The organism is Sphingomonas sp. BAUL-RG-20F-R05-02 (assembly GCF_022662305.1).
Lineage (GTDB): Bacteria > Pseudomonadota > Alphaproteobacteria > Sphingomonadales > Sphingomonadaceae > Sphingomonas.
On sequence record NZ_JAKNQH010000001.1, the window covers coordinates 584,625 to 610,882 of the forward strand.

General features: G+C 64.9%; 31 protein-coding genes and 1 tRNA gene. 20 read left to right on the forward strand and 12 right to left on the reverse strand.

The genetic code is table 11. The annotated features are described in order from the left end of the window. Nucleotides 1-789, forward strand: a complete 789-nt coding sequence (locus tag L8F97_RS02735) for an NAD kinase (RefSeq protein ID WP_242146454.1) — start codon at nt 1-3, stop codon at nt 787-789. A gap of 56 nt (nt 790-845) precedes the next feature. Further along, nucleotides 846-920 (forward strand) — tRNA-Asn (locus L8F97_RS02740). A gap of 691 nt (nt 921-1,611) precedes the next feature. Here the strand turns inward: L8F97_RS02740 and L8F97_RS02745 are convergent. The 3 genes from L8F97_RS02745 to L8F97_RS02755 form a co-directional block, all read right to left on the reverse strand. Then, nucleotides 1,612-2,007 carry a BLUF domain-containing protein gene (locus L8F97_RS02745; protein WP_277924685.1) on the reverse strand — a complete coding sequence of 132 codons (396 nt, stop codon included), beginning with the start codon at nt 2,005-2,007 and terminating at the stop codon, nt 1,612-1,614. Between the two features lie 247 nt (nt 2,008-2,254). Further along, entirely contained in the window at nt 2,255-2,716 is a 462-nt protein-coding gene (locus L8F97_RS02750; RefSeq protein WP_242146456.1) for a DUF1465 family protein, read from the reverse strand. A gap of 79 nt (nt 2,717-2,795) precedes the next feature. After that, a complete protein-coding gene (locus L8F97_RS02755) occupies nt 2,796-2,993 on the reverse strand; it encodes a YdcH family protein (protein WP_242146457.1) in 198 nt (65 codons plus the stop codon). A gap of 206 nt (nt 2,994-3,199) precedes the next feature. Here L8F97_RS02755 and L8F97_RS02760 point away from each other — a divergent pair, with 206 nt between their 5' ends. Further along, entirely contained in the window at nt 3,200-3,355 is a 156-nt protein-coding gene (locus tag L8F97_RS02760; protein ID WP_242146458.1) for a YdcH family protein, read from the forward strand. 49 nt (nt 3,356-3,404) lie between these two features. On the opposite strand, the gene L8F97_RS02765 is transcribed toward L8F97_RS02760, so the two are convergent. The 3 genes from L8F97_RS02765 to L8F97_RS02775 form a co-directional block, all read right to left on the reverse strand. Then, complete coding sequence (locus L8F97_RS02765) at nt 3,405-3,779, reverse strand: PilZ domain-containing protein (protein ID WP_242146459.1); 375 nt, start codon at nt 3,777-3,779, stop codon at nt 3,405-3,407. 77 nt (nt 3,780-3,856) lie between these two features. Further along, on the reverse strand, nt 3,857-4,342 hold the full coding sequence (gene dksA, locus L8F97_RS02770; protein WP_242146460.1) for an RNA polymerase-binding protein DksA: 486 nt from the start codon (nt 4,340-4,342) through the stop codon (nt 3,857-3,859). Between the two features lie 459 nt (nt 4,343-4,801). Beyond that, nucleotides 4,802-5,467, reverse strand: a complete 666-nt coding sequence (locus L8F97_RS02775; RefSeq protein WP_242146461.1) for a hypothetical protein — start codon at nt 5,465-5,467, stop codon at nt 4,802-4,804. Nucleotides 5,468-6,007: 540 nt separating this feature from the next. On the opposite strand from L8F97_RS02775, the gene serS reads away from it, so the two are divergent. Genes serS through L8F97_RS02790 form a run of 3 tightly spaced genes read left to right on the forward strand, consistent with a single transcriptional unit; the run spans nt 6,008 to nt 9,206 of the window. Then, nucleotides 6,008-7,279, forward strand: coding sequence for a serine--tRNA ligase (gene serS / locus L8F97_RS02780; protein ID WP_242146462.1), 1,272 nt, complete (start codon nt 6,008-6,010; stop codon nt 7,277-7,279). A gap of 25 nt (nt 7,280-7,304) precedes the next feature. Continuing rightward, complete coding sequence (gene surE, locus L8F97_RS02785; RefSeq protein WP_242146463.1) at nt 7,305-8,069, forward strand: 5'/3'-nucleotidase SurE; 765 nt, start codon at nt 7,305-7,307, stop codon at nt 8,067-8,069. Nucleotides 8,070-8,108: 39 nt separating this feature from the next. Further along, nucleotides 8,109-9,206 (forward strand): M23 family metallopeptidase, encoded by a 1,098-nt coding sequence (locus tag L8F97_RS02790; protein ID WP_242147119.1) that lies wholly within the window; start codon nt 8,109-8,111, stop codon nt 9,204-9,206. A 4-nt stretch (nt 9,207-9,210) separates the two neighbouring features. Here L8F97_RS02790 and L8F97_RS02795 read toward each other — a convergent pair whose 3' ends face one another. Beyond that, nucleotides 9,211-9,726 (reverse strand): flavin reductase family protein, encoded by a 516-nt coding sequence (locus L8F97_RS02795; RefSeq protein ID WP_242147121.1) that lies wholly within the window; start codon nt 9,724-9,726, stop codon nt 9,211-9,213. Nucleotides 9,727-9,840: 114 nt separating this feature from the next. Here L8F97_RS02795 and L8F97_RS02800 point away from each other — a divergent pair, with 114 nt between their 5' ends. From L8F97_RS02800 to L8F97_RS02850, 11 genes are all read left to right on the forward strand, one after another. Continuing rightward, the gene (locus L8F97_RS02800) at nt 9,841-10,536 is read left to right on the forward strand and encodes an endonuclease/exonuclease/phosphatase family protein (protein WP_242146464.1); all 696 of its coding nucleotides are present in this window, start codon (nt 9,841-9,843) and stop codon (nt 10,534-10,536) included. Between the two features lie 48 nt (nt 10,537-10,584). After that, nucleotides 10,585-10,938, forward strand: a complete 354-nt coding sequence (locus tag L8F97_RS02805; protein WP_242146465.1) for a hypothetical protein — start codon at nt 10,585-10,587, stop codon at nt 10,936-10,938. Then, on the forward strand, nt 10,935-11,609 hold the full coding sequence (gene pyrF, locus L8F97_RS02810; protein ID WP_242146466.1) for an orotidine-5'-phosphate decarboxylase: 675 nt from the start codon (nt 10,935-10,937) through the stop codon (nt 11,607-11,609). The genes L8F97_RS02805 and pyrF overlap by 4 nt, the downstream gene beginning before the upstream one ends. A 13-nt stretch (nt 11,610-11,622) precedes the next feature. Continuing rightward, entirely contained in the window at nt 11,623-12,129 is a 507-nt protein-coding gene (locus L8F97_RS02815; RefSeq protein ID WP_242146467.1) for a GNAT family N-acetyltransferase, read from the forward strand. 98 nt (nt 12,130-12,227) lie between these two features. Beyond that, nucleotides 12,228-12,866: a phosphoribosylanthranilate isomerase gene (locus tag L8F97_RS02820; RefSeq protein ID WP_242146468.1), complete on the forward strand. Its 639-nt coding sequence runs from the start codon at nt 12,228-12,230 to the stop codon at nt 12,864-12,866. A gap of 167 nt (nt 12,867-13,033) precedes the next feature. Then, nucleotides 13,034-13,306, forward strand: coding sequence for a hypothetical protein (locus tag L8F97_RS02825; RefSeq protein ID WP_242146469.1), 273 nt, complete (start codon nt 13,034-13,036; stop codon nt 13,304-13,306). A 9-nt stretch (nt 13,307-13,315) separates the two neighbouring features. Next, nucleotides 13,316-14,545, forward strand: a complete 1,230-nt coding sequence (gene trpB, locus L8F97_RS02830) for a tryptophan synthase subunit beta (RefSeq protein WP_242146470.1) — start codon at nt 13,316-13,318, stop codon at nt 14,543-14,545. A 395-nt stretch (nt 14,546-14,940) separates the two neighbouring features. Beyond that, complete coding sequence (gene trpA, locus L8F97_RS02835; protein ID WP_242146471.1) at nt 14,941-15,756, forward strand: tryptophan synthase subunit alpha; 816 nt, start codon at nt 14,941-14,943, stop codon at nt 15,754-15,756. Next, nucleotides 15,753-16,610: an acetyl-CoA carboxylase, carboxyltransferase subunit beta gene (gene accD / locus L8F97_RS02840; RefSeq protein ID WP_242146472.1), complete on the forward strand. Its 858-nt coding sequence runs from the start codon at nt 15,753-15,755 to the stop codon at nt 16,608-16,610. Before trpA ends, accD begins: the two co-directional genes overlap by 4 nt. Nucleotides 16,611-16,673: 63 nt before the next feature. Continuing rightward, the gene (locus tag L8F97_RS02845) at nt 16,674-18,020 is read left to right on the forward strand and encodes a bifunctional folylpolyglutamate synthase/dihydrofolate synthase (protein ID WP_242146473.1); all 1,347 of its coding nucleotides are present in this window, start codon (nt 16,674-16,676) and stop codon (nt 18,018-18,020) included. Nucleotides 18,021-18,079: 59 nt separating this feature from the next. Next, nucleotides 18,080-18,511, forward strand: coding sequence for a DUF6628 family protein (locus tag L8F97_RS02850; RefSeq protein ID WP_242146474.1), 432 nt, complete (start codon nt 18,080-18,082; stop codon nt 18,509-18,511). A 16-nt stretch (nt 18,512-18,527) separates the two neighbouring features. On the opposite strand, the gene L8F97_RS02855 is transcribed toward L8F97_RS02850, so the two are convergent. The 3 genes from L8F97_RS02855 to L8F97_RS02865 all read right to left on the reverse strand — a co-directional run bounded on the left by L8F97_RS02855 (nt 18,528) and on the right by L8F97_RS02865 (nt 20,973). After that, the gene (locus tag L8F97_RS02855) at nt 18,528-18,683 is read right to left on the reverse strand and encodes a hypothetical protein (protein ID WP_242146475.1); all 156 of its coding nucleotides are present in this window, start codon (nt 18,681-18,683) and stop codon (nt 18,528-18,530) included. Nucleotides 18,684-18,761: 78 nt separating this feature from the next. After that, the gene (locus L8F97_RS02860) at nt 18,762-20,444 is read right to left on the reverse strand and encodes an AmpG family muropeptide MFS transporter (RefSeq protein ID WP_242146476.1); all 1,683 of its coding nucleotides are present in this window, start codon (nt 20,442-20,444) and stop codon (nt 18,762-18,764) included. A 97-nt stretch (nt 20,445-20,541) separates the two neighbouring features. Then, nucleotides 20,542-20,973, reverse strand: a complete 432-nt coding sequence (locus L8F97_RS02865) for a response regulator (protein ID WP_242147123.1) — start codon at nt 20,971-20,973, stop codon at nt 20,542-20,544. Nucleotides 20,974-21,114: 141 nt separating this feature from the next. On the opposite strand from L8F97_RS02865, the gene L8F97_RS02870 reads away from it, so the two are divergent. Both L8F97_RS02870 and rsmD read left to right on the forward strand, forming a co-directional pair. Then, nucleotides 21,115-22,416: a pseudouridine synthase gene (locus L8F97_RS02870; protein WP_242146477.1), complete on the forward strand. Its 1,302-nt coding sequence runs from the start codon at nt 21,115-21,117 to the stop codon at nt 22,414-22,416. Then, a complete protein-coding gene (gene rsmD, locus L8F97_RS02875) occupies nt 22,416-22,958 on the forward strand; it encodes a 16S rRNA (guanine(966)-N(2))-methyltransferase RsmD (RefSeq protein ID WP_242146478.1) in 543 nt (180 codons plus the stop codon). The genes L8F97_RS02870 and rsmD overlap by 1 nt, the downstream gene beginning before the upstream one ends. Before the next feature lie 99 nt (nt 22,959-23,057). Here the strand turns inward: rsmD and L8F97_RS02880 are convergent, their stop codons facing one another. Beyond that, nucleotides 23,058-24,320, reverse strand: coding sequence for an MFS transporter (locus L8F97_RS02880; protein WP_242146479.1), 1,263 nt, complete (start codon nt 24,318-24,320; stop codon nt 23,058-23,060). Nucleotides 24,321-24,399: 79 nt separating this feature from the next. Between L8F97_RS02880 and trmFO the strand changes: the two genes are divergently transcribed. Then, nucleotides 24,400-25,722, forward strand: a complete 1,323-nt coding sequence (gene trmFO, locus L8F97_RS02885) for a methylenetetrahydrofolate--tRNA-(uracil(54)-C(5))-methyltransferase (FADH(2)-oxidizing) TrmFO (RefSeq protein WP_242146480.1) — start codon at nt 24,400-24,402, stop codon at nt 25,720-25,722. A gap of 47 nt (nt 25,723-25,769) precedes the next feature. Here the strand turns inward: trmFO and L8F97_RS02890 are convergent, their stop codons facing one another. Further along, a complete protein-coding gene (locus L8F97_RS02890) occupies nt 25,770-26,246 on the reverse strand; it encodes an EF-hand domain-containing protein (protein ID WP_242146481.1) in 477 nt (158 codons plus the stop codon). Nucleotides 26,247-26,258 lie beyond the last annotated feature (12 nt).

Consider the following 26,258-nt stretch of genomic DNA (forward strand, 5'->3'; position numbering starts at 1 on the left):
ATGACCTACGCCGCAGCACCGCAGAAGCGCGCGCTCGTCGCCTCGCCTGCTGCCGCTGCGCAGGCTGCGGCCGAGACGCTCGCCGATGCTTACGATTGGGTTGCGCCGGAGGAGGCCGATTTGATCGTCGCGTTGGGCGGTGATGGCTTCATGCTCCAGACGCTGCATGCGATTCTGGAGCGCCGAAAGCCGCCGATTCCGGTGTTTGGCATGAACCTCGGCACGGTAGGGTTCCTGATGAACGAGTGGCGTCACTTCGATCTTGAAGGCAGACTCGCGCGCACCAAGCCGTTCAAGGTCACCGCCCTGTCCATGAGCGCGACCACGATCGACGGTGCTGTTCACACACTGCCCGCGATCAACGAGGTGTCGATGCTCCGCGAGACGCGGCAGACCGCCAACCTGGAGGTGACCGTCAACGATCGTGTCGTCCTGCCCGAATTGGCCTGTGACGGCATATTGGTCGCGACGCCCGCCGGGTCCACCGCCTACAATCTGTCCGCGCAGGGTCCGATCCTGCCGCTCGGCTCAGCTTTGCTGGCCCTCACGCCGATCAGCCCGTTTCGCCCCCGCCGCTGGCGCGGTGCGATCCTGCCGGACAAGGCGCGTATCGTGGTCCGCGTGCTTGACCCCGGTAAACGCCCGGTCAGCGCCGTCGCCGACCAGCGCGAGGTGCGCGACGTCGCGAGTGTAGAGATCGCGGTCGATCGTTCGCGCGAGTTGATCCTGCTGTTCGATCCCGAGCACGCTCTCGATGATCGCATCACCATGGAGCAATTTATCGCGTGACCAAGAAGAGGGGTTGCATCGTCGTTTCAGGCGGTTATAGACGCCCTCCACGATGTTCCCTGATAGCTCAGCGGTAGAGCTCTCGACTGTTAATCGAGCGGCCGTAGGTTCGAATCCTACTCAGGGAGCCACACCTATAGATCAGAGCCGATCACGGCTGCGCACAGTCCTTGCTTCGGCAAGGAAAGTCTGCAGTTTAGTCGATCATGGCAGACCACCAAAGCGTAGGAATTTGTAGGAACCGCGGGCCACCGCAGGGTCTCTCTATGCTGTCCGATCTGTCCTAAAGCAGGTGCTCAAGTGATTCGAGAACAGCGTTTTCCGGTGCTCGGCACGCTGCCAATTCCGCAGACCTCAGTACCGCTGATGCTATTGATCCGGCGGCGGCGTGCGGCAGTCGCTCGAGAAGGTTGTGGAGGGTCTGCGCCCGACCGCGCTCAAGAGTTTGGCCGCGCGGATCGTGTTGCGCCGCCTAGAAAACGAACAATCGTCTCGGTCGACAAAAAGGCCTCGCGACTGCTGGCATTGCCTTTGGCACAGACGGGGATCGTGCAGCTGGCCGAGCCGCACGAGTTTCAACGTCTTGACGGGCCACAAGCGCCGCCAACGCGAGTACATGGAATGTGCTCTGCCCTTCTTCTAGGATCGAACGAACGCGGAATCTTGTCGCTTAGGCGATCCCCTGCTCCAGTTGTTGATCCCCTAACCTAGACGGCTCACACCACTATCTCGATAGCCAAGACCGGTTGTCGGCGCGAAGCGACGGGTAGGATCACGATCCGTGCCGAACAGGTTCGGCCGGTCGCCACGCGGCAACGTTGATCAATCCAGGCTTGAAATCACGATGTCGCTGATCCGATCGCCGTCAGGCGCTGCCATTCCGCGCGCGCTGCCCAGCAATAGCATGCTCATCGCCAGTCGCTCTGGACCGTCATTTGCCAAGGTCATTCCCCAAGTACCGAAAATTCGCCGATCGTCGGTCACGTCAGTAATGATCTGGATATTGGTATGACGCTGGTCTTTCACGATGCGCCTCATAACTGCGTCGACCGCTTCCGCGTCGCCTTCGAGCACCTGGGCGAAGTGAATGCCATTGAACCAAAGCATGCCGGTGATGCCGGACTCATGATTCCGCAGCGAGGACGTGGATACGAGCGTTTCCATGTGGTCGTCGCAAAGACTTGCGGTGACAAGGCTGATGTAAATGAGGCGTCTCATCGACGGTAAATTGCGGCAACGCCTCCGATGTTCCAAGTGCAAAATGTGACTGTCCGAAAGGGTCGGCAACTGCCGTTCATGCCGCTGGGTGATGAGCACTGCCGCCCGCGACTCGAGCACCACACCGCATACCGCACATGAACTATTACACTCTTAAGCCAAACGGTTACGCGCGCGGCGCCGTGGAGGATCCGGATCCGGGAAGGGTCGGTTCAGTCGTCGGTGGAAACAGACACACTGCGCAGTGCTAGAACGCCATTGCCAGCCGTTCGAGCATCAAACGCGCCGGGCTTTCCACGACCAGTTCACGCGCCTGAGCTTCGTCGAGCAAACCGACACGACGGTACAGTTCCGCGCTGGAGTCGATCAGCGTCCGTGCACGCGCCGGCAGTTCTGCCAGCGCTGCGGCATCGCTGCGCGGTGCCGGACCAAGCCGTCGCGACGGGTCGAGGGCGTCGCGCGGCGCGATCTCGCCGGCGCCCACCGCGCGTTGCGTCAGCAGCCACGCGATCACGTGCATCAGGCGGGTGGTGACCTTCAGCGACTCACAGCTGAACGATACACGGGCGAGCGGCGGCAACGCATCGCGATCACTACGGCCGCCCTCGTCGAAATAGCTGCGGGCCTCGTCCGCCAACACCATGGCGTCGACATACAAGACATCGATCAGCCGACGATGAATCCGCGATTCGGTTGGCAGGCCCCTCATGTCGGCGTCATGACACAAGACATGATCGGCGAGAATCGTAAATCAACGGCGCAATCGTCCCGTTCCGGATCGTGGCACATCACGCAATGATGTCGGGGATCAGTTGATCCTCAAGCATGGATATTTCGTCGCGTAGCCGTAGCTTGCGCTTCTTCAAACGCGCCAATTGCATCTGCTCGGGTGTGCCGGAGCCGATCAACGCCGAAATCGCGGCATCAAGATCACGATGTTCGATCTTCAGCACTTCCAGCCGTTTGGCGATCTGCGAACCGTCCATTCGTTCCCCGTTCTGCCCCGACCCGGTCAGCCGGCCCCGCCCTAAGCCACGCCTAGCAAATCGTAGCCGCGACGCGAACGGCAAAAAGCTGATCGTCGCAGATTCCGCTTCGGTACGTCGTATCCACCGCGGCAAGGGGGCAGACAATTAACCTCGCGCATGCTTACTTCCCCTCCCCGCCACAAATGGGAAAGGAACATTCCTCAATGCAGAACGCGCACTATGCGGCCCTGGAGGCCAAGCACGCGGTCCTCGAAGAGAAGATCAGCGACGAGTCACATCGACCGGTGCCTGATACCGCCATGCTCGCCGAGCTCAAGAAGCAAAAGCTTCGCTTGAAGGAAGAGATGCAGGTTCTTTAGCTGTAGCGCGTCCGGGCGGCACCGCCGCTCGGGCCACCATCCAGGTCGTTCACCGCCGTGACGGAACAGCGACGTTAGGAACCATCTTGGGTTTTACCGCAATGCCTACCGGCTTGCGCGCCATCAACGGGTCGATCTGACGATCGAACGCAATGCCCACCCGGCCGGCCGCCGACCATGCGACCTTCCCGTGCACGATGCCGACACCCCGCAATTCGCAGGTGACTTCGGTGTCCTGATCCAGCCCCTGCGGGAACTCCGCCATCAGACCGCCCGCCGACAGGTTGCGGATACGCACTGTCGTTACCTGTTCGTCGACGCGCAATTCCGCCATGAGGAACAGGCTGTCGCGTGACGCACTGCGATCCTGCGCGTCATCGCTCAGTGCCACTTCATACAGGGGTTCGCTGGAGAACTGGTCCATCGCTCTCGCCGAAAATATATGCTCGATTCGGCGTTAGCCTGAATTCGTGTCGAACTTCTTAACCGCCACGCGGCGAATCAATCTTCGCGCGACACCTTTTCGTGACGCTCGTGGCGTTCTTGCGCCTCGACCGTCATCGTGGCGATCGGACGCGCTTCCAGCCGGCCGAGTGAGATGGGTTCGCCCGTAACCTCGCAATAGCCGTATTCGCCGTCCTCGATCCGGCGCAATGCCGCATCGATTTTGGAGATCAGCTTGCGCTGCCGGTCACGCGTGCGCAGTTCGATCGACCAGTCGGTTTCACTCGATGCGCGATCGGTGAGATCCGCTTCACGCAGCGAGTCGATCTGGAGCTGAGACAGCGTACCAGCCGATTCGCGCAGGATCGCCTCTTTCCACGCTTGCAGCTTTTCACGAAAATATGCCTGCTGCCGCGGGTTCATGAACGGTTCGTCAGCGCTGGGCCGATAGCCGTCAAAGGAATCGATTACGCTTGGTGGCGTATCGAGTTTCGCGGATTCTTCTAATCGATTCAAGACAGTGGCTATCCAATCGCTGCCCATGGTGCGGCGCTGCGTGCGCACGTCTCATAGAGGGCCAATCCCGTAATGAGCGGGCCTATAACCATGCCCTTCGTCCACCACAAGCAACCCGAGGTCGGTCACACCGTGATAGACGCGAATTACCAAAATCGCCGCCACCGATCGATCGTGGCGGAGGTGGCATTAGTAATCTGTACCGTCGCGGTACGTTAACCATATTGTCGCTGCCTTCACGAGGTAAAATCGGCTGCACGACGCTGTTAGGATGGTTAACGAGCTTGAACTTAACGCTTTGTTCGGCACTTTGGGGGAAGAGCAGCTAACCCGCTGCGTGGTACATATCCGGTAGCAACCCTGTCGGGAACGAAAGAGCAAGATCATGTCGGTGCGGATGGCCTTGGCTAAATTGTGTGCCTGCGCATGCGGCGGCGCGATTGTTGGTGGAGGCGCCGTGCACGTCGCTGAAGCATCTAAGACACGTCACACGTATGTGCAGAAAACCAAACGCGTCGTGCGACGTACCGTGCACCAGCCCACCAGCCGGATCCGGCGTGTTGTAACGCAGACGCGCGCGGTCTGTCCGCCGGCGGTCGTCACAATGACGACCCAAGGGGCGCCGATCCCGCTTCCGCCGGCTGATGTCCCGGCGATGGGCGGCGGCGGCGGTGGACTCGCCGTGGTCGGTGGCGGTGGCGGCTTCTTTGGCGGCGGCGGGTTTTCCGGCGGGGGCTTCTTCGGCGGTGGCGGCGGCAGTTCGGGCGGCGCTATCGTGATCTCGTCGACTTCCAGTGGAGGGTCGACTTCTACGAGTGGCGGTTCGACGTCGACGGGCGGCTCCTCGACGGGCGGGTCTTCCACTGGTGGATCGTCGACCGGGGGATCGTCTACGTCCACGGGCGGTTCATCCACGGGTGGCTCCTCCACCGGTGGCTCATCCACGTCCACCGGTGGTTCTTCGACCGGCGGCTCCTCCACCTCGACGGGCGGTTCGTCCACGTCGACGGGCGGCTCCTCGACCTCCACCGGCGGGTCGTCGACCTCCACCGGAGGGTCTTCGACTTCGACCAGCACCGGTGGATCGTCATCCTCCACGTCTGGCTCCAGCTCTACCTCGGGATCGTCTTCGACATCGACATCGGGTTCCACTTCCACTTCGACGTCAAGCGCCTCGAGCGGATCGAGTAGCTATGCCTCGAGCAGCCACGGCTTCCCGTCGAGCAGCAGCCACGGCGGCTGGGGTGGCCACGGCGGCTGGGGCGGCCATGGAGGTGATCATCCCGCCCCGGTGCCTGCGCCACCGATGGTGCTGCTGTTCGGTGCGGCAGCGGCCGCGCTGGTCGCACGCAAGCGCTTCGCCAAGCGGCCAATCGCCGAGGATTGACGACTCGTCGAAGCAGTTTTCGCGACCTTCACCTCAGATCGTGGCGCAAGCTCAGATGTTCGGAGCGTTGTTGAGGTCCGACCCCGCCGACCACGCACTGTGGTTCGGATGCGATCTGCCTGACATTTCGCGTTTCGCTAGAGACCGGACGGGCATCGTTGCGGCGTTTTGGAACACGTTAGCCTGAGTCCGCGACGCGCTTGCCCGGCAGTCTCTTTGGGCCACCAGCCAGGTTCGGCACCCGTGCAGGTTTACACCAGCCGGGGTGACTTGCGCGAGCGTGGACGGCTCGGCATAGCCTCGCCATGCATGATATCCGCCTGATCCGCGACGATCCCGCCGCCTTCGACGCCGCACTTGCCCGACGTGGCATTGCTCCCGCCGCCGCCGGCCTGATCGCGCTCGACGAGAAGCGCCGCGCGCTGATCACCGAAGCTCAGGCTGGACAGGCGCGCCGCAACGAAGCGTCGAAGGCGATCGGCGCGGCCAAGGCGCGGCGCGACGATCCGACAGATCTGATGGCAGAGGTCGCCGCGCTGAAAGAGCGGCTGCCCGCAATCGCAGCCGAGGAGAAGGCGGCCGGTGATGCGCTGAACGCAGCGCTTTCCGCAATCCCCAATCTGCCGCTCGCCGACGTGCCATTCGGCCGTGACGAGGAGGACAACGCGCTCTTGGCGACGCACGGCGAGCAGCCGGTATTCGCCTTCCCGCCCAAGGAACACGACGCGATCGGCCCGACGCTGGGCCTCGATTTCGAGACGGGTGCGGCCATGTCGGGCGCACGCTTCACGCTGGTGCGCGGAGCCGCCGCCAAGCTGCACCGCGCACTCGGCCAGTTCATGCTGGACACGCTCAGCGGCGAACACGGCTATGAAGAAGTCGCGCCGCCGCTGCTGGTGCGCGATGAGGCGCTGTTCGGGACCGGCCAGTTGCCGAAGTTCGCCGAGGACCAGTTCAGGACCACCGACGGTCGCTGGCTCATCCCCACCGCCGAGGTGCCGCTCACCAACATCGTTGCCGGCAAGATCCTCGGCGAGGCGGAATTGCCGTTGCGCTTCGCCGCGCTCACCGCGTGCTTCCGGTCCGAAGCGGGCGCGGCCGGACGCGACACGCGTGGTTTCATCCGCCAGCACCAGTTCGAAAAGGTCGAGATGGTCTCGATCGTCGCGCCCGGACGGTCGGAGGAGGAACACGAGCGGATGACCGCCTGTGCCGAGAGCATCCTGACGGCGCTCGGACTGCCGTTCCGTCGCATGAAATTGTGCAGCGGCGACATGGGGTTCACCGCCGCGCGTACTTATGATCTCGAAGTGTGGCTGCCCGGCCAGGCTCGCTACCGAGAGATTTCCAGTTGCTCGACCTGCACCGATTTCCAGGCGCGGCGCATGAATGCGCGCTATCGCCCGGCCGAGGACAAGGGTACGCGGTTCGTCCATACCCTCAACGGTTCGGGCCTCGCCGTCGGGCGGACACTCGTGGCGGTGCTGGAAAACTACCAGCAGGAAGACGGATCGGTTGCCGTTCCCGAGGCTTTGCAGCCCTATCTCAAGGGGCTGAACCGGCTCGAGCCAAAGTGATGCAGCTGGTGGCGCTAGCGCGCTGATGCGCATCCTGCTCACCAATGACGACGGCATCCACGCGCCCGGTCTGGCCGTGCTGGAAAAGCTCGCCCGCACTCTATCTGACGACATCACCGTCGTCGCCCCAATCTCGGAGCAATCCGGCAAGGGCCGCTCGCTGACGCTGACCGAGCCGGTTCGGCTGCGACAGTTCGGCGAAAAACGCTGGGCGGTGACGGGTACGCCAACCGATGCGGTGATGATCGCGCTGGCCGAGATCATGAATGACGCGAAGCCCGATCTGATCCTATCCGGAGTCAATCGTGGCGCCAATCTGGCCGAGGATGTCAGCTATTCGGGCACGGTCGCCGCGGCGATGGAAGGCGCGCACGCCGGCATCCGCTCAATCGCGCTGAGCCAGCGTTATGCCAAGGGCGGTCAGGGCGATGCGGTCACGTTCGATGCCGCCGAGGTCTGGGGCGAGCGCGTGTTGCGCAAGCTGGTGAACGCGCCCCTCGCGGCCAACACGCTCGTAAACGTCAACTTTCCGCCGATCGCGGGCGCTGCGGTTTCGGGCATTCGCGCGGTGGCGCAGGGCATGCGCGATTACGGGCGGTTGCAGCTCGATCGCCGCACCGATCCGCGCGGCTACGATTATTTCTGGCTGCGGCTCGGCCAGATCGCGCACATCCCGGGCGCGGCCACCGATCTAGAGGCTATCGAGCAGGGTTATATCACCGTTACGCCGCTGCATCTCGACCTGACACATCGCGCATCGCTCGGTATGCTTACCGACGTCTTCCGATAAGGGTAGGTGATGGGAGTTCGTAACATCGCGCTGCGCAACATGGCGCCGCTGGTTGTTCTGTTGCCGGCACTTGCCGCGTGCATCCCGCAGGTCGACGCGCCAGCATCATATCCCTCGCGCTACCGTCCGCGTCAGGAAGCACACCAGCGGTACGATAACCCCCCGCCGCCCGACGATCAGCGGTACCAGCCGCACCGCATTGACGAGGGTGTCGCAGCCCTGCCCGCACCGCCGCCCGCATGGCAGGCCCGTCCGGTCACCGCACAGGCCCGCTACGTCGATGCGAGTACCTACGTCGTGCAACCCGGCGATACGCTCCGCGCCGTTGCCGATCGGACCGGTGCGGGATCCGAGGCGATCGCGCGCGCCAACGGCCTGACCGCGCCCTTCGTGATCCGCAGCGGACAGCGGCTGACGATCCCCGGCGGACGCTACCACCCGGTTCGCCCGGGCGAGACCGGCATTGCGATCGCGCGCGCTTACGGTGTGGACTGGTCGCGCATCGTCACCGCCAACGGGCTGAGCGAACCGTACACGTTGCGCGTCGGGATGCGTGTGCTGATCCCTGATCCCGCGCCGGGCAGGAGCAGCGCGGCCGAGCGTGCCGCCGCGTTCCGCCTCGACGTGGACGATATCGTGACCGGCAGCGAGCCGGCGCTGGCGAGCAACCAGCGCACCGCCCCGCCCTCCCGCTCGCCGCGCCGCGTGCTTGCGCCTACCCAGGCGATCACCGAACCGGGGCGCCTGCGTGGCGGGTTCGACTGGCCGTTGCAGATGCATAGCCGGATCGTCGCGAAGTTCGGCCCGAGCGGCGCGAGCGGCGAACGCTACAATGGCATCAAGATCGCGGTGCCGACCGGAACGCCGGTGCTCGCCGCAGCCGACGGCGTGGTCGCTTATGCCGGCAGCGAAGTGCCGACGCTCGGCGGACTCGTCATCATCAAGCACGGCGACGGCTGGACCACGGTCTACGGCTACGCCAGTCGCCTGCTCGTGCAGCGCGGGCAGTCGGTCAAACGCGGCCAGACCATCGCCATGTCGGGCGATACGGGCCTTGCCGATCGCCCCGAATTGCATTTCGAGATGCGTAAGGGCCGCACCCCCGTCGATACAATGGCGCAACTACCGAGGCTCTAGGCAGCTACTCCAGCTGCGAAAAGGCACCGTAACCGCCCTGGAAAAACAGCAATGGCGCACCCGGCCCTTCCACCTCAAGCGCGACGACGCGCCCGAGTACGATGAAGTGATCGCCCGCTTCGTGCACTACGTCGAGGTCACAGTCGATCCACGCCACCACCCCGTCGAGGATGGGCGAGCCGTTTGCCGAGGTGCGGTGCGTTACGCCGGCGAACTTGTCGACGCCGGGTGTGGCGAAACGGCGGCACAGATCCTGCTGATCGGCGGCAAGCACGTTGACGCAGAATTTGCCGACTTTTTGGATGCGCGGCCAGCTTGAGGATTTGCGATCCGGAAAGAAGGCGACCAGCGGCGGATCGAGCGAGACCGACGTGAAGGAGCCGACCACCATCCCCGTCGGCGCGCCCTCCGGATCGGCGGTCGTCACAACGCACACCCCGGTCGGGTAATGGCCGAGTACGCGGCGAAAGGTGGCATTATCGAAACTGGTGCTCACCACGTCGGCTCCCCTGAACGTCATCTCCGCCCGGCCATGCGCATCCGCGCCGCCCCGATCAATCCTTTTCGCGCCATTGCGGGTAATCGTTGCGGACACGGCACCAACTCCGATGGTCGCGCGTTGGCGAACGAGACTATGATAAAGATCGCCAGCTACAACATGCACAAGGGCGTCGGTCTCGACCGGCAGCGCGACCCGCGTCGCATCCTGGATGTGCTGTCCGAAATCGACGCCGATGTCATCGCATTGCAGGAATGTGACCGGCGGTACGGCGCGCGTGCGCGGGTAATCCCGCAACATCTGCTTGAGGAGCATAGCGGCTGGCAGGCGGTACCGTTCGGGCGGAACACCGCCAGCATGGGATGGCATGGCAACGCGATCCTCGTGCGCAAGGCGGCGCAGGTGATCGATCACGAGACCATTCACCTGCCTGCGCTGGAGCCGCGTGGTGCGGTATCGGCGGATCTTCGCATCGACGGCACGCCGATCCGCGTCGTCGGCATGCATCTCGACCTTTCCGGCCTGTGGCGGCGACGGCAGGCGCACGCGATCATCGCGCATGTCGAATCGAGCACCCACGCCATGCCGGCGGTGCTGATGGGCGACCTGAACGAATGGACGCCGAACGGCGGCTGCCTGCGCGATTTCGGCAATTATTATCCGAGCGCGGCGACCGGCGCGAGTTTCCACGCGCGCCGACCGATCGGGCGGCTTGATCGCATCATGGTTTCTCGGGATCTTCGCGTGATGGAGTGCGGCGTGCATTGCAGTGCCACCGCGCGCCGCGCATCCGACCATCTGCCGATCTGGGCCGTGGTGGAGCCGGCCTGAACGCTGACCACTGGCAAAGCGCGGCAAAGCGGTCTAGTCGTTACGGCTATGCAGTTCCTCAAGACGCTGTTCTGGTGCCTCCTCGCGTTTGTCGCGGCGATGTTCACACGCAACAACTGGACGACCGTTCCGGTCAATCTGTGGGGAGGGTTGATCGCGGAGATCAACCTGCCGCTGCTGCTGCTGATCGTGTTCCTGTGCGGTCTGCTGCCGATGCTCGCCTACCACCATGCGGTCCGTTGGCGCCTGCGCAGCCGGTTGGCGACGTCCGAGCGGACCATCGGAACCCTTCGCGACGTGATCGCACCCGCGCCGATGATTGGAACGCCGCTTGCGGCTGACGCGGCACCGGTCGCCATCGCCATCGCCATCGCCGCGGAAACGCCGGAGACGCAAGCATGACCAACCGGATCTTCGTTGCGCTCGACACTCCCGACATGGCGCGCGCCAAGGCCATTGCGCAGCGGGTGCGCCATCATGTCGGCGGTATCAAACTGGGCCTTGAATTCTTCATGGCGAACGGCCGCCACGGCGTCATGGAGATGCATGATCTCGGCCTGCCGATCTTTCTCGATCTGAAGCTGCACGACATCCCCAACACCGTCGCCAAGGCAATACAGGCGTTGCGCGGGCTCGACCCCGCGATCCTGACCGTGCATGCGGCCGGCGGACGCGCGATGCTGGAGGACGCAAAGGCTGCGGCGCCACTCGGTACCAAAGTCGTCGCGGTAACGACGCTGACCAGCCTCGATGCCGGCGATCTGAACGCGATCGGCTGCGCGAACGAACCACGCGCGCAGGTGCTGCGACTGACCGAACTCGCCTGCGAGGCCGGGGTCGACGGGGTGGTGTGTTCGGGCGAAGAAGTCGCGGCCGTGCACAAGCTGTGGCCGAAAGGGTTTGTCGTCGTGCCGGGGGTGCGGCTCGCCAACGGCGAAGCCGGCGACCAGAAGCGCGTCGTTACACCGCGTGCCGCACTTGACGCCGGTGCTTCGATCCTGGTGGTTGGTCGACCGATCACCAATGCGGACGACCCCGACGCCGCCGCCCGCGCGATCGGCGCAACGCTCTGATGCGTAGAATGACATGGTGAACATCGAAATCCGTGCGGGTCGTGCGGACGATCTGACCCGTCTGCACCCTATTATCGAGCGCGCTTATCGTGGTGAAGAGGCGCGCGTCGGCTGGACGCACGAAGCCGATCTGCTCGACGGCCAACGCACCGACCTGCCCACGTTACAGGCGATCGTCGCCGACCGGGCAATGAAGCTACTGATCGCATTTGATGAGGATGCACCGATCGGCTGCGTTCAGGTCAGCGATCATGGCGGCGGCACCGCATATCTGGGCCTGCTGTGCATCGAGCCGCGTTTGCAGGCTGCTGGCCTGGGCAGGCAATTGATCGCAGCCGCCGAAGGCCATGCACGCGACGCCTTCGGTGCGGTTCGGATAGAGATGACCGTTATCGAAAACCGTGCCGAGCTTATCGGCTATTATGAGCGGCGCGGCTATGCGCGGACCGGCGAGCGCCGTGACTTTCCGATTGCGGTGGAGCCGCCGTTGTTCATGGCAGTATTGGCGAAGCCGCTCTGAGCGGCGTTGCTTTTGTATAGCTGGCGATGGTGCCGCTTGGGCGACCGAAATCGTCCTTCCACCGTCGCTTTTGATGCCACTCGAGATAGGCTGTACTCATGCCGGTAACCGCCAAGATTTGCGGCCTTTCGACTGCTGATACGCTGAACGCCGCGATCGCTGGCGGCGCGAGCCATGTCGGTTTCGTATTCTTCGCACCCTCACCGCGCAACCTGATGCGCGAGCGTGCTGCCGAACTGGCAGCGCGTGTGCCACCGCACGTCGCGCGTGTCGGCGTCTTCGTCGATCCCGACGACGCCTTGGTCGAGTCCGCGCTCCACGCCGGACAACTCGACGTGCTGCAACTCCACAAGGTCGCGCCCGCCCGCGCCGCCGCGATCCGGGCGAAAACAGCTCGTGAGGTCTGGGCCGCAGTTGCGGTTCGCACCCGCGCCGATCTCGACAGCGCCGCCAGCTACACAGGGGCAGCGCACCGTATCCTGTATGATGCGAAGACCCCGCCGGGCGCGGCGCTGCCCGGCGGCATGGGGGTGCGTTTCGACTGGACGCTGCTCGACGGCTTCCGTCACCCGTTGCCCTGGGCTCTGTCGGGAGGCCTCGACTCCGCCAACGTTCGCGAGGCGATCACGAGAACGGGCGCGACGTTGGTGGACGTGTCGTCCGGAGTGGAAAATGCGCCCGGGGTCAAAGACCCGGCGAAGATCGCAGCGTTTCTGAAGGCCGTCGGCATACGCTGACCCGGCGATGTGCGATGTTGGTGGCAGTGCTGCTGGCAGCATGCCACGATGAGCCGTTCTGCTCGTCTCAGGTCGTACACGTTGTCCGCGAGGCTGGAACCGACCGATACGCCGTCGTCGAAGTGCGAAACTGTGGAGCGACAACCGATTTCGTCACGACGCTCAGAGTGGGTCACGCACGACAGGCGCAGAGTGCTGCTCAAGAAGTGTTCGTCGCCGACTCGAACCACGGTACCGCTGCCCCCGGGACGGGTGATGCGATCTGGATCAACGTTGCTTGGATAGACCGCGGCCGGCTGAACGTCGCCTATGCATCGGGCGCGCGCGTGTTCAAGATGCGCCGCTCGACCGATGGCGTGGCGGTGTCTTACCGCGCGATCAGTCCGGTGCGGCAGTGGCGACGGCCCGTCGAGGCTTGGCACCCCCGCCCAGCCTGCTAAACACCGCGCATGAACGCCCCCAACTCCTTCCGCACCCAGCCTGACGAGCGTGGGCATTTCGGCGCTTTCGGTGGACGCTACGTCGCCGAAACGCTGATGCCGCTGATCCTGGAACTGGACACCGCCTATCGCGCGGCCAAAGCCGACCCGGCGTTTCAGGCACAGTTCGACGATCTGCTGGAGCATTACGTCGGCCGCCCCTCGCCATTATATTTTGCCGAGCGGCTGACCGAAGCACTACGCGAATCGGCTCCTGACGGTAACGGCGCGCAGGTCTGGTTCAAGCGCGACGAACTCAACCATACCGGCGCGCACAAGATCAACAACTGCATCGGCCAGATCCTGCTGGCGATGCGGATGGGCAAGAGCCGCATCATCGCGGAAACCGGCGCGGGTCAGCACGGCGTCGCCACTGCGACGGTGTGCGCGCGTTTCGGCTTGCCATGCGTGATCTACATGGGCGCCAAGGATATCGAGCGGCAGGCGCCGAACGTGTTCCGCATGAAACTACTCGGTGCGGAGGTGCGCCCCGTCACCAGCGGTTCGGCCTCGCTGAAGGACGCGATGAACGAGGGGCTGCGCGACTGGGTCGCTAACGTCCACGACACGTTCTACATCATCGGCACCGCCGCCGGTCCGCACCCCTATCCAGAACTGGTGCGCGATTTCCAGAGCGTGATCGGCACCGAGGCGCGTGCGCAGATGCTGTCGCGGATCAACCGGCTACCCGATCTGCTCGTCGCGGCGATCGGTGGCGGGTCGAACGCGATCGGATTGTTCCACCCGTTCCTCGATGATGCCGATGTGGCGATGCTTGGCGTCGAGGCGGCCGGGCGTGGCCTCGACAAGGAGCATGCCGCTTCGCTGGCCGGCGGCGCGCCCGGCATCCTGCATGGCAACAAGACCTATCTGTTGCAGGACGAGGACGGCCAGATCACCGAGGCGCATTCGATCTCCGCCGGGCTCGACTATCCCGGCATCGGGCCGGAGCATAGCTGGCTGCATTCGATCGGCCGTGTGGAATACACCTCGATCACCGACACCGAAGCACTCGACGCGTTCCAGTTGCTGTGCCGGACCGAGGGCATCATCCCCGCGCTGGAACCGAGCCACGCGATCGCGGCGGTAGCAAAGCGCGCACGCGAGATGCCGCGCGACAGCATCATCCTCGCCAACCTGTGCGGTCGTGGCGACAAAGACATCTTCACTGTCGCCGAAGCGCTTGGCGTGGCGATCTGACACGAAACCGGGACGAGCCGTTAAACACGCCTGGAGAAGCGCGCTATAAAGCACTGGAAAGCCGTTGGTTCCCATGCCGGACGGATATTCTTCAGAGCTTGAACGCAGGTGACGGTATGAAGGTGTTGGGTTGGATCGTGGTAGCATGTTTCGCGCTGACGGCGGCGGCTGCGGTGATGATGGTGACGCGGTGGCTCGGCGCGCCAGATCAGCTGCGTTCGTTCCTGATTGCCGTGATAGGTGCAGTCGCCACCTGCTATGGCCCGCGTGCACTTGAGAGCATGGCAGCAGCGCCAGGAGCACGCTGAACCGCCTTTGCAACGCCGACGCCGCGCGAGCTCGTTTGACCAACCGTCGGCTTGCACTCGGCTGGCGTTCGTGGTGAAGCGCGCGACATGACTCCGCGTGACACTATCCTCTCCGCCGCCTTCGCCAAAGGACGCGCCGCGCTCGTCGCGTTCGTCACGGCGGGCGATCCGACGCCGGCCGACACGCCCGCTATTCTGGACGCACTGGTCGCTGGCGGTGCGGACGTGATCGAACTCGGCATGCCGTTTACCGATCCGATGGCCGATGGCGCGGCGATCCAGTCGGCCAACATCCGCAGCTTTGCAGCCGGCACCAAGACCGCCGACGTACTCGCCATCGCAACCGGTTTTCGCGCGCGCCACCCGCATGTCCCGCTGGTGCTGATGGGTTATGCCAACCCGATGACGGTGCGCGGCGCAGACTGGTTCGCGCAGGCTGCGAAGGCGGCCGGCGTTAGCGGCGTGATCTGCGTCGACATCCCACCCGAGGAAGATGCCGAACTCGGCCCCGCGCTGCGTGCGGCGGGCATCGATCTGATCCGCCTCGCCACCCCGACCACCGACGCTGCCCGCCTGCCACAGGTGTTGGATGGAGCGTCCGGCTTCCTGTATTATGTTTCCGTCGCCGGCATCACCGGCAAGCAACAGGCCGCGCAGGCTTCCATCGAACAGGCCGTCGCACGGTTGAAGGCGGCAACAGACATACCGGTGGCCGTCGGCTTCGGCGTGCGTACACCCGAACAGGCGGCCGCCATCGCGCGGGTCGCAGATGCGGTCGTGGTCGGCTCCGCGATCGTAGAGATCGTGGCGCAACACGGTGCCCATGCACCCGAATCGGTTCGCGCCTATATCGCCTCCCTCGCCGACGCCATCGCCTCGGCCCGTCAGGAAATCGCAGCATGAGTTGGCTCAGCAACGTTCGTAACGCCCTGTCGCTCGTCGTCACGAAAAAGGAAGATACGAGCACCGACAACCTCTGGCACAAGTGCAAGGGCTGTGGGCAGATGGTATTCGTGAAGGAACTGGAGGAAAATCTCCACGTCTGCCCGCATTGCGATTTCCACGAGCGGATCGGCCCAAACTTGCGGTTCGAGTACACGCTCGACACAGGCTACACGATGCTACCGATGCCCAAGGTGCCGGAGGATCCACTCAAGTTCCGCGATACCAAACGCTATTCGGACCGCATCAAGGCCGCGCGTGCGGCGACCGATGAAACCGACGCGCTTGCCACCGCGCGCGGCAAGATCGAAGGGCTGAAGGTCGTCGTTGGCGTGCAGGATTTTGCCTTCATGGGCGGCTCGATGGGGTTAGCGGTCGGCGAAGCCTTCATCCGCGGTGTGGAGGCGGCGATCGCGGACAAATGCCCGTACATCATCTTCACCGCCGCCGGCGGCGCCCGCATGCAGGAAGGCATCCTCAGCCTTATGCAAATGCCACGTGCGACCGTCGCGATCCAGATGCTGCACGATGCGGGCCTGCCCTATATCGCGGTACTGACCGATCCCACCACCGGCGGCGTGACGGCGAGTTACGCGATGCTCGGCGACGTACAGATCGCGGAACCCGGCGCGTTGATCGGGTTCGCCGGCCAGCGTGTGATCGAACAGACCATCCGCGAGAAGCTGCCCGAGGGGTTCCAGCGGGCGGAGTATCTGCTCGAACATGGCATGATCGACATGGTAAAGCACCGCAAGGACATGCGCGCAACGCTGGCGAGCGTAGTGGATTACCTGGGTGCGAGGGCCGCGGCCTAGCCTGCGCCTGTGCAGGCCAGCGGCGCTCCGACGCGAATCACAGAAACGATCAGGAGTGGATCGATGCCGGATAACGCCACCTCCACTTCGGTCGCCGTTCAGGCGCAACTCGACCGGTTGTGGGCGCTGTCTCCGGGCACGGACATCCTCGGGCTCGAACGCATCACGGCGCTGCTCGCACGGCTCGGCGATCCGCACCTGCGGCTGCCGCCGGTGTTCCACGTCGCGGGCACCAACGGCAAAGGCTCGACCTGTGCATTCCTGCGATCGGCGATCGAGGCGGCTGGCTTTACCGCGCACGTCTATACCAGCCCCCATCTCGTCCGCTTCAACGAACGGATTCGAGTTGCCGGCAGACTGATCGCGGACGACGCGCTTGCCGCCCTGCTCGCCGAAGTGCTCGACGCCGCGGGTGATGGTCCGGACGGCATCGGCGCGAGTTTCTTCGAAGTGACCACCGCGTGCGCGTTCCTTGCCTTTGCACGGACACCGGCCGATGCCTGCATCATCGAGGTTGGGTTGGGCGGGCGGCTCGACGCCACCAACGTGATCCCGGCGCCGGTGGTGACCGGCATCGCGCAACTCGGCATCGATCATCAGGCGTTTCTCGGCGACACCGCCGAGGACATCGCCGCCGAAAAGGCCGGGATCGCCAAACCTGATGTTGCGCTGGTGACGATGGCCTATGCGCCAAGCGTGACAGAAAGAATTGCGAGCGTCGCGGCGGCGGCTCGCGGTACGATCATCGCGCTTGGGCGGGAATGGCGGTACAAGGCGGGCGATCAGATCGTCTACGAAGATGCCGACGGCATCCTCGCGCTGCCATTGCCGAAAATGGCAGGACCGCACCAACCCGGCAATCTCGCGCTCGCCACTGCGATGCTGCGCCACCAGCACGCGCTTGCGGTACCGAGTGAGGCGATCCATGCCGCCGCCACCGGCACGACGTGGCCCGCGCGGATGCAGCGACTCTCGCCCGGTCCGCTCGTCGATCTTTTGCCGCCGGGCAGCCAGGTTTGGCTCGACGGGGGGCACAATCCGGCCGCCGCCGGTGCGATCGCCGCCACGCTGGAGAGGATTGCGCACCCGGGCGCCGGGCGAGGCGATGTCCACCTCATACTAGGGATGCTGTCGAACAAGGATCCGGCCGGATTGCTCGCGCCGTTCGTCGGACTGGCGACAACGCTGCACGCGGTGCCGGTGGCCGATCACGACCACCACGCGCCGATGGCGCTTGCCGGCGTCGCCCGTTCACTCGGCATCCCGGCCCACGCCGTAAGCGACGTTCCGCAGGCGCTGGCCGATATCGCGCAGATCGGCGACCCTGCGGAACCGCCGATCGTGTTGATCCTCGGCTCGCTTTACCTCGCCGGCACGGTGCTCGCCGCCAATCTGGAGCATCTCGACTAATTGCGATTGACTCGCAATAGCTGGTCGGTCAGTCTGCTTCCATTGTAGGAGAGCAGTTGATGACGATCGCCACGACCACCAGCGCGCTGACCCTTCACGACATGCCCGAATGCGATAATGCTCGACTGTTCCTGTTCGTGTTTCGTCGCATGGGCGCGCACGGCCTGAACGATGCGATCGCCGCACATGCGATGCTGCGGGTCTTTGGAAAGGCGTATCGACGCCCACTCATGCTGATGCGCGCGATGATGGCGGATGTGGCGACTCAGACCAACGTCACGATCGCGATTGCGCCGTGCTGCTTCACCCGCATCACCCATGCCGAAGTGGCGATGCTGACGGTAATCGCCCGCGCCGAGCGCCAGCCCGCAGCCGCGGCGCTGTTGCTGTCGGACCTGCTCGGCGTCCGCCACATCGATGGATTGCTGGCCAGCGCAACCGCCGTGGCCGGCGCGTTCGCGGATGCGGGACATCCCGTCGCCGAGGGATGATCGCGCGTGTTAGCCGTTACGAATCACGGTAATCGCCAAGCGGCGGCCGGACCGGCCGCTGTGACAGGACGCTGTCCTGCGCAGCCCGGTGGACACGGCGGCGCCGCAGGATCATCCGGCCAAGCGCAAACGACACCGCGACGGCGACACCGATGAAGTGCTGCCACATCACGCCGGACCCATCCCACTCATCCGCTTGTCGCTAGGCAATCGCCAAGCGACAAGCGGACCAGGAAATACACCCAGTCCATCACGCCGCGTCGCCGGTGCCGCCCAGTTCCGCCGTTGCGCTCACGCGCGACGCACGCCACCATTCCAACAACACGAACACGATCGCCAGCAGCCCCACCGCCGCCACGTAGCGGAACACCGTCGCATAGCCGAGCGTGTCAAACATCTCGCCAGCGACGCCGCGGCCGAGCGATCCGATCAGGAAGGTGAGCGATGACAGCACCGCATATTGCACGGCGGCGAACTGCTTGCTGACGATGCTGGAGAGGTAGGCGACGAATACGGCGAGCGCGAGACCCGTCGAGATATTCTCGTAACAGATCGTCAGCAACAGCCGCGCCATCCGCGCGTCGCTGCCAAGCGCAATGGCGAGATGATCCAGCCGCAGCGTGCCCAGCACCAGATCGATATATGGGGCGCCGTCGGCAAGATCCGCATACAGGAAGTTGCCGAAGATCGGCAGGATCGCACCGATCAACACGGTCGGGAAGCGTCCGATCCTGACGAAGAGATAGCCGCCCAGGCTGACGCCGAGGATCGACATGATGATGCCGAACAGCTTCGACGCGAACGCGACCTCATCCTTGGTATAGTGCATATAGTCTAGGTAGAACGGATAGGCGAACGAGGCCCAGACGTTGTAGCACAAGGCATAGGTGAGGATCAGTCCGATCACGATCAGCACACCCCAGCCGAGCCGCTGCGCCAAGTCGGCAAGCGGTGCGATCAGCGCGCCGTACAGGTGATTCCCCGCAGTCCGCATCGCCGAGGTACCGGTATCCGCGACGGTCTGCACGCCACGTCCGCGCGCCTTCAGCCAATTGATCCAGCCCGCCACGGCCAGGGGCACAAGCACCGTCGCCACGACGATCGCCGGACCATAATATTTGAGGAAGTCGCCGGGTGATGGCCTCGGCGCGCCGGGCGGTGTCTCCGCCAGCATCGACACCATGAACCTGACCAGAGTCACGATCGCCCACGTCCAGCTTGCGCCGACGATTGCTAACGCGACGGCGCGCAGGCCCGGCCGCACTTCACCCGGCGCGGCAAGCGCACTCACCGCGATATCGGGCGGACGCTGCGTGTCGGGTGCGGCGAGTGCGAACAGTATCAACACCGCCATTACCCCTGCCATCACGGCATAGACGGTCGGCCACGACATCCGCGACGCCATGTAGAGCGCAACCGCGCCGCCGACGATGCTCGCCACCCGGTAACCTAGCTGGTTGATCGCTGACAGCAGCTCGACCGGTGTGTCATCATCGGCAACGTCGATCCGCCAGCCGTCGATCGCGATATCCTGCGTCGCGAAACTGACCGCGCCCAAAAACGCGAAGGCGGCAAAGCGGCCGATGTCGAGGGTCGGATCGGTCACCACCAGCCCGATCAACGCGACGACGATCAGCGCCTGACACAGCACGATCCAGCCCTTGCGCCGGCCAAGTCGGCCGAGCAACGGCAAGCGCACGCGGTCAACCAGCGGCGACCACAGGAACTTGAACGCGGTGGCGAGGCCGATCCACGACAGCACGCCGATCGTCGCCAGCGCGATGCCGACCTCGCCCAGCCATGCGTTCAGCGTTCCGATCAGAAGCGCGAACGGCAATCCCGAGGAGAAGCCCAGCGCCAGCATCGACGCCGATTTGCGTGTGCGTAATGCAGCGACGAACAGCCGCATGCCCTTGGGTCGTGTAACCGCCAACCTTCACCCCCTGGCGCGAATGTGCGCCGATGCGGCAGGTCTAGGCGGCAGCGGCGATCAGGGCAACGGGCGACTGGGTGGGGAGCAGAACGCAGCTTTACGCCGGCCGTGCGAACAGCGTGAAACCGGCTGGCGTACGCTTGGGTGGCTTGCCGTCCAGCATTGCCTCGACCACGCTGATCGCGGCAAGCAGATCACGTGGCGAATACGGCTTGGCAAGACAGCCGGCGGCGACTTCGCGCCCGCCGGCGGGGCACTGCCCGGTGACGAACATCGCGGGCACACCCGCATCATGCGCCGCGCGCGCCACGTCGATGCCGCTACCATCGGATAGCCGAACATCGACCAGCACCAGATCGACCCCCTCTGGCCGGCGTAACACTGCCAGAGCGTCAGCGACCCGGTCGACCGTCGCGACGATCTCATATTCCGCCTCGCGCAGGAAATGTTCGGTATCGAACGCGACCAGCGGCTCGTCCTCGACGATGAGCAACCGACAGATCCGCCGCTTCTTCTTTCCGAACAGCATGATCGGTCCACCCGCTTTCCTGGCTGCATCGCCGCCCACGATGCGCGCCCTCGTTACGCATCCGTCTCTTAACGCGCGGCAACAGAAAGGGTCTCACGAAATTTTACGCGCGGATGATGCGAAATTCGCTATGGGGTCGCGGTGCAACGCCCTACCCCCACCTCAGCCGCCGGCGCGCCGCAGCGCATCGCCAAACTGCTCGCCCGCGCCGGCATCGCCTCGCGCCGCGAGATCGAACGCATGATCGCCGATGGTCGGGTCGCGCTCGACGGCACCGTGATCGACACGCCCGCCACCATCCTTGCCTCGCTGGACGGTGTCACCGTCGACGGCGCTCCGGTTGAGGCGGCGGCACCCGCGCGGCTGTTCCTGTATCACAAGCCGCCGGGCCTGCTCGTGACCGAGCGCGATCCTGCCGGGCGGCTGACGATCTACGACCGCCTGCCGCAGAGCCTGCCGCGTGTCATGCCGGTCGGGCGGCTCGATCTCGCCACCGAAGGCCTGCTGCTGCTGACCACTGACGGCGAGCTGAAGCGTCAGCTCGAACTGCCGGCAACCGGCGTACAGCGCGCCTATCGTGCGCGGGCATACGGCCCGATCACGCAACAGCAGCTTGAGGATCTGATCCACGGCGTCGAGATCGAAGGCGTTCGCTACGGCTCGATCGACGCCAATCTGGAGCGGCGCACGGGCGCCAACGTCTGGATCGAGATGATCCTGACTGAAGGCAAGAACCGTGAAGTGCGCCGCGTGCTCGATTATCTTGGCCTGCGTGTCTCGCGGCTGATCCGCACCCGCTACGGTCCGTTCGTGCTGGGCGACCTTGCGCCGGGGGCGGTGGGCGAGGTTCGCGGGCACGACGTCGCGTCGTTCCGCAAAAATCCGACCCGCCTCGATCTGCCGCAGCCGGCACGGGCGCGCGCGTCCGAACCGCTTCGTATCGAACGGGACGACAGCCGCGACACGCCGCGCGTCGTCCGCGATGATCGCCCCGCGCCAGCCAGACCGCGTGCGGCCGCTGCGCCGCGCATCACCCGCGAAACCGCCGCCAAGGCTGACCGTGCTGCCTTTGCCGATGCGCGGCCTTCCCGCGATGCGAGAAAACCTCGGGCCGGGGCCGCATCCGACGTGCCACGCAACGCACATAAACCCGCGCTGCGACGGGCCGCCTCGCCGACGCGTGAAGAGGGCTGGTCGCCGCGGGATAGCCGACCGGCCGAGGATCGCGCCGCGACTGCGGCACCGGTCAAGCCGAAGCGGTTCTACGACGCCAAGCCGAAGGCGGGCGCGGCAGCACCCGCGCGCGGCGAAGGCACGTCGCGTGCACGCCGCACCGCGACCGATCCACGTCCGAAGCGAGACGGTGCACCCGCCGATCGCTCCGACCCACCGCGCGGCCCTGCCCGCCCGTCCAAACCCCGCCCGCCACGGACCCGTAAATAATGCGCATCATCGCTGGAGAATGGCGCGGCCGCGCGCTCATCGCCCCCAAGGGGGAAGCCACCCGCCCCACTGCCGACCGCGTTCGCGAGGCGTTGTTCTCGATGCTGACGAGTCGCCTCGGCAGTTTCGAGGGGCTGGCAGTCGCAGATCTGTTCGCGGGGTCGGGCGCGCTCGGGCTGGAGGCGCTATCGCGTGGCGCGGCCTCGTGCCTGTTCGTCGAGCAGGACAAGCCAGCACTGGACGCGCTGCGCACCAACATCGCGAAACTCGGTGCGAAGGCGGACGTGCGAGCGCAGTCGGTGCTTGCGCTCGGGCCGGCGGCGGTGCCGCTCGACGTGATCCTGATGGACCCGCCTTACGATAGCGGCGCAGGCGCGGTGGCGCTCGACAAGCTCGCGCGGCTCGGCTGGGTCAGCGATGCGACGATCATCAGCGTGGAAACCGCCAAACGCGAGCCGCTTGAGGTTGCCGGTTTTGTCGAGGATGCGGCACGGGTATACGGCAAGGGACGCATCACGCTGCTGCGGCGCGGTCAGGCTTGACGAAGCGCTTGCCGGACAGCCTGCTGTCGCCGCAATTGTGCATAGCAGCCGGCGATGTCTGACATCCGACCGGCAGTCCGAGACCTCGCTTCGCTGTTATCAGAGCACCCGGCGCGACATCGCCAGGCCGATCAGGCTCAGTACTCCGGCCGCGACCAGCAGAATTCCCACGGCCCACAAACCATCTGCCCTCGCCAGCGCAGACGCTCCCATCGGCGTAAGCGCCCCCCCGATGATGCCGCCCATGCTGAACGCAAGGCTTACGCCGGTATAGCGCACCCCGGCGGGAAACAGATCGGGAATGAACCCGCCAAGTGGCCCGTAGGTGAAGCCCATCACGAACAATGATGCGGCCAGCCACAGCCACACGCCAAACAGAGAGGCCGCGCCCAGCCCGGGAGCCATCGTCAATCCGGCGACGATGCAGCCAAGGAAGCCGAAGCCCATCATCCGCCGCACACCGTACCAGTCGGACAGCACGCCCGCCACGATCACGCCGATGGCGAGGAACAGTACCGCCGCCATCTCGATTGCGAGATATTCCTGCCGGCCATGTCCCTGCACACTGGTACCATAGCCAAGCGCGAAGGCGGTGCCGAGATAGAAGAGCGCGTAGCACGCCACCACGCAGAAGGTCGCCGCCAGCACCGGCCAGAGATGATCGCTCAGCAGTTCCGCGAACGGCACCGGCGGTATGGCATCGTGCGCCTCCGCCTCCAGAAACGCGGGCGTCTCGGTCAGCTTGAGGCGGACCCACAGCCCCAGCAGCACCAGCACCGCACTGGTCAGGAACGGAAGGCGCCAACCCCAGGCGAGGAACTGCTCATCGCTCAAGACACTTCCGAGGATCAGGTAAAAGCCGTTCGCAGCCACAAATCCGACCGGCGCGCCCAGCGGCGGGAACATGCCATAGCGCATCTCCCAACCCTTCGGCGCATTCTCCACCGCGAGCAAGGACGCCCCGCCCCATTCGCCCCCAAGCCCGAGCCCCTGCCCGAACCGCAATACGCACAGGATCGCGGGCGCGGTCCAGCCGATCTGTGCATAGGTCGGCAGGAACGCGATCGCCACGGTCGATCCGCCCATCAGCATCAGGCTGGCGACCAGAGTCGACTTGCGCCCGATCCGGTCTCCGAAGTGTCCGAACAGCGCCGCCCCGACCGGTCGTGCGATGAACGCGACCCCGAACACCGCATAGGAGGACAACAATTGAACCGACTTGTCCGCCGCCGGGAAAAACAGCGGCCCGAACACCAGCGAAGCGGCGGTCGCATAGATGTAGAAATCGTAGAACTCGACCGTGGTGCCGGTCAGGCTGGCGAGCAACACGCGGCTGTGCTGGGTCATGGAATGGCGAGGCATGCCACTTGATCGCGCGGGTCCAACCGGCGGTCAAGCGCGCGGCTTTGTCAGATCACGCCGGACGCGCTATCGGCTCCGCATGACACACGACATTCACATCATCGGCGGCGGCCTCGCCGGTTCTGAAGCGGCATGGCAACTCGCCGAGGCAGGCTTCCGGGTCAAGCTTTCGGAAATGCGCGGCACCGGCGAGGCAACGCCTGCCCACCACACCGACGGTCTGGCCGAACTGGTCTGCTCCAACAGCTTCCGTTCGGACGATGCGGAGAGCAATGCCGTCGGGCTGCTCCACGCCGAAATGCGCGGGCTCGGCTCGGTGATCCTGCGGGAGGCGGACGTCCACAAGGTGCCTGCCGGTTCGGCGCTCGCGGTCGATCGCGATCGCTTCTCCGCAGGCGTTACCGCTGCGCTGACGCAACACCCCAACATCACGATCGTGCGCGAACGGGTCGATGCCCTGCCGGCGGATGGCCCCACGATCATTGCAACGGGTCCGCTCACGGCGTCCGGCCTGGCCACCAACATCGCCGGCGCAACGGGCGCGGACGCACTCGCGTTCTTCGACGCGATCGCGCCGATCGTCCACTTCGACAGCGTCGATATGGAGACCGCCTGGTTCCAATCGCGCTGGAACAAAGGTGAGGGCAAGGATTACATCAATTGCGCGATGAACCGCGAGCAGTACGAGGCTTTCCATGCCGGGCTGATCGGTGGCGAAAAAACCGAGTTCAAGGACTGGGAGCGCGACACCCCCTATTTCGAAGGCTGCATGCCAATCGAGGTAATGGCCGAGCGGGGGCTCGACACGTTGCGGTTCGGGCCGATGAAGCCGGTCGGGCTTGACGATCCGCGTACCGGGCGCTGGCCGCATGCGGTGGTGCAGCTTCGACAGGACAATGCGCAGGGCACTTTGTGGAACATCGTCGGCTTTCAGACCAAGCTGAAACATGCCGAGCAGGTGCGGCTGTTCCGCACCATTCCAGGTCTGGAAAATGCCGAGTTCGCGCGGCTGGGCGGGCTGCACCGCAACACCTTCCTGCGCTCGCCCGAACTGCTCGATCCGACGCTGCGGCTGAAAAACCGCCCGAATATCCGCTTCGCCGGGCAGATCACCGGCTGCGAGGGCTATGTCGAGAGCGCGGCGGTCGGGCTGATGGCCGGGCGCTTCGCAATCGCGGAACTCCGTGGAGAAACGCTTGAGGCGCCGCCGATCGAGACCGCACTCGGCGCGCTGCTTCACCACATCACCGGCGCGGCGGTGGCGGAGACCTATCAGCCGATGAACGTCAATTTCGGGCTGATGCCGCCGATCCCCGGTCGAACCAAGAAGGCCGACCGCAAGAAAATGTACACCGACCGTGCGCGTACGGCGATGCAGGGCTGGCTCGCGACGGCCGGTTGAAGCCTGAACGATGAACCCAGGACGGTCCGCCGCCAGCGCACCGTTCCTTAGCTCTCCTCATCCTTGGCGGGCGCGGTCTGCTGGTTTTCCGGGCAACGCGCGCGCACTTTGGACTTGCGCTTCGGTGCGGTGGTGGCGAACTCCGCCGCGTTCATCGCGCCGGACTTGTCGATATCGGCGGCGGCGAACTTGGCTTCGGTCTTCGCCGCCCATTCGTCGAACGACAACTGACCGTCATGGTTCACGTCGAGCTTGGCGAACGCCTTACGCCGCGATGCGAGATACTCCTCGCGCGTGACGCTGCCGTCATGATCCTTGTCGTAGCGCGACAGGCGCTTCTGCTCGCGCGTCTTCTCGCTTGCCTCGGGCACGGTGTCGGGCAGCGGCGCATCGGCCTGGCTTGCCGGTGCCGCCTGAACCGCCGCCAGCGGTAGCCCCGCAACACCGCCGCGCCCGGTGAAATAAATGAACCCCGCCGCCAGCAGTAATAATGCTGCCAGCCCACCCGCCACAGATCTCCACATGTTGCCCGAATC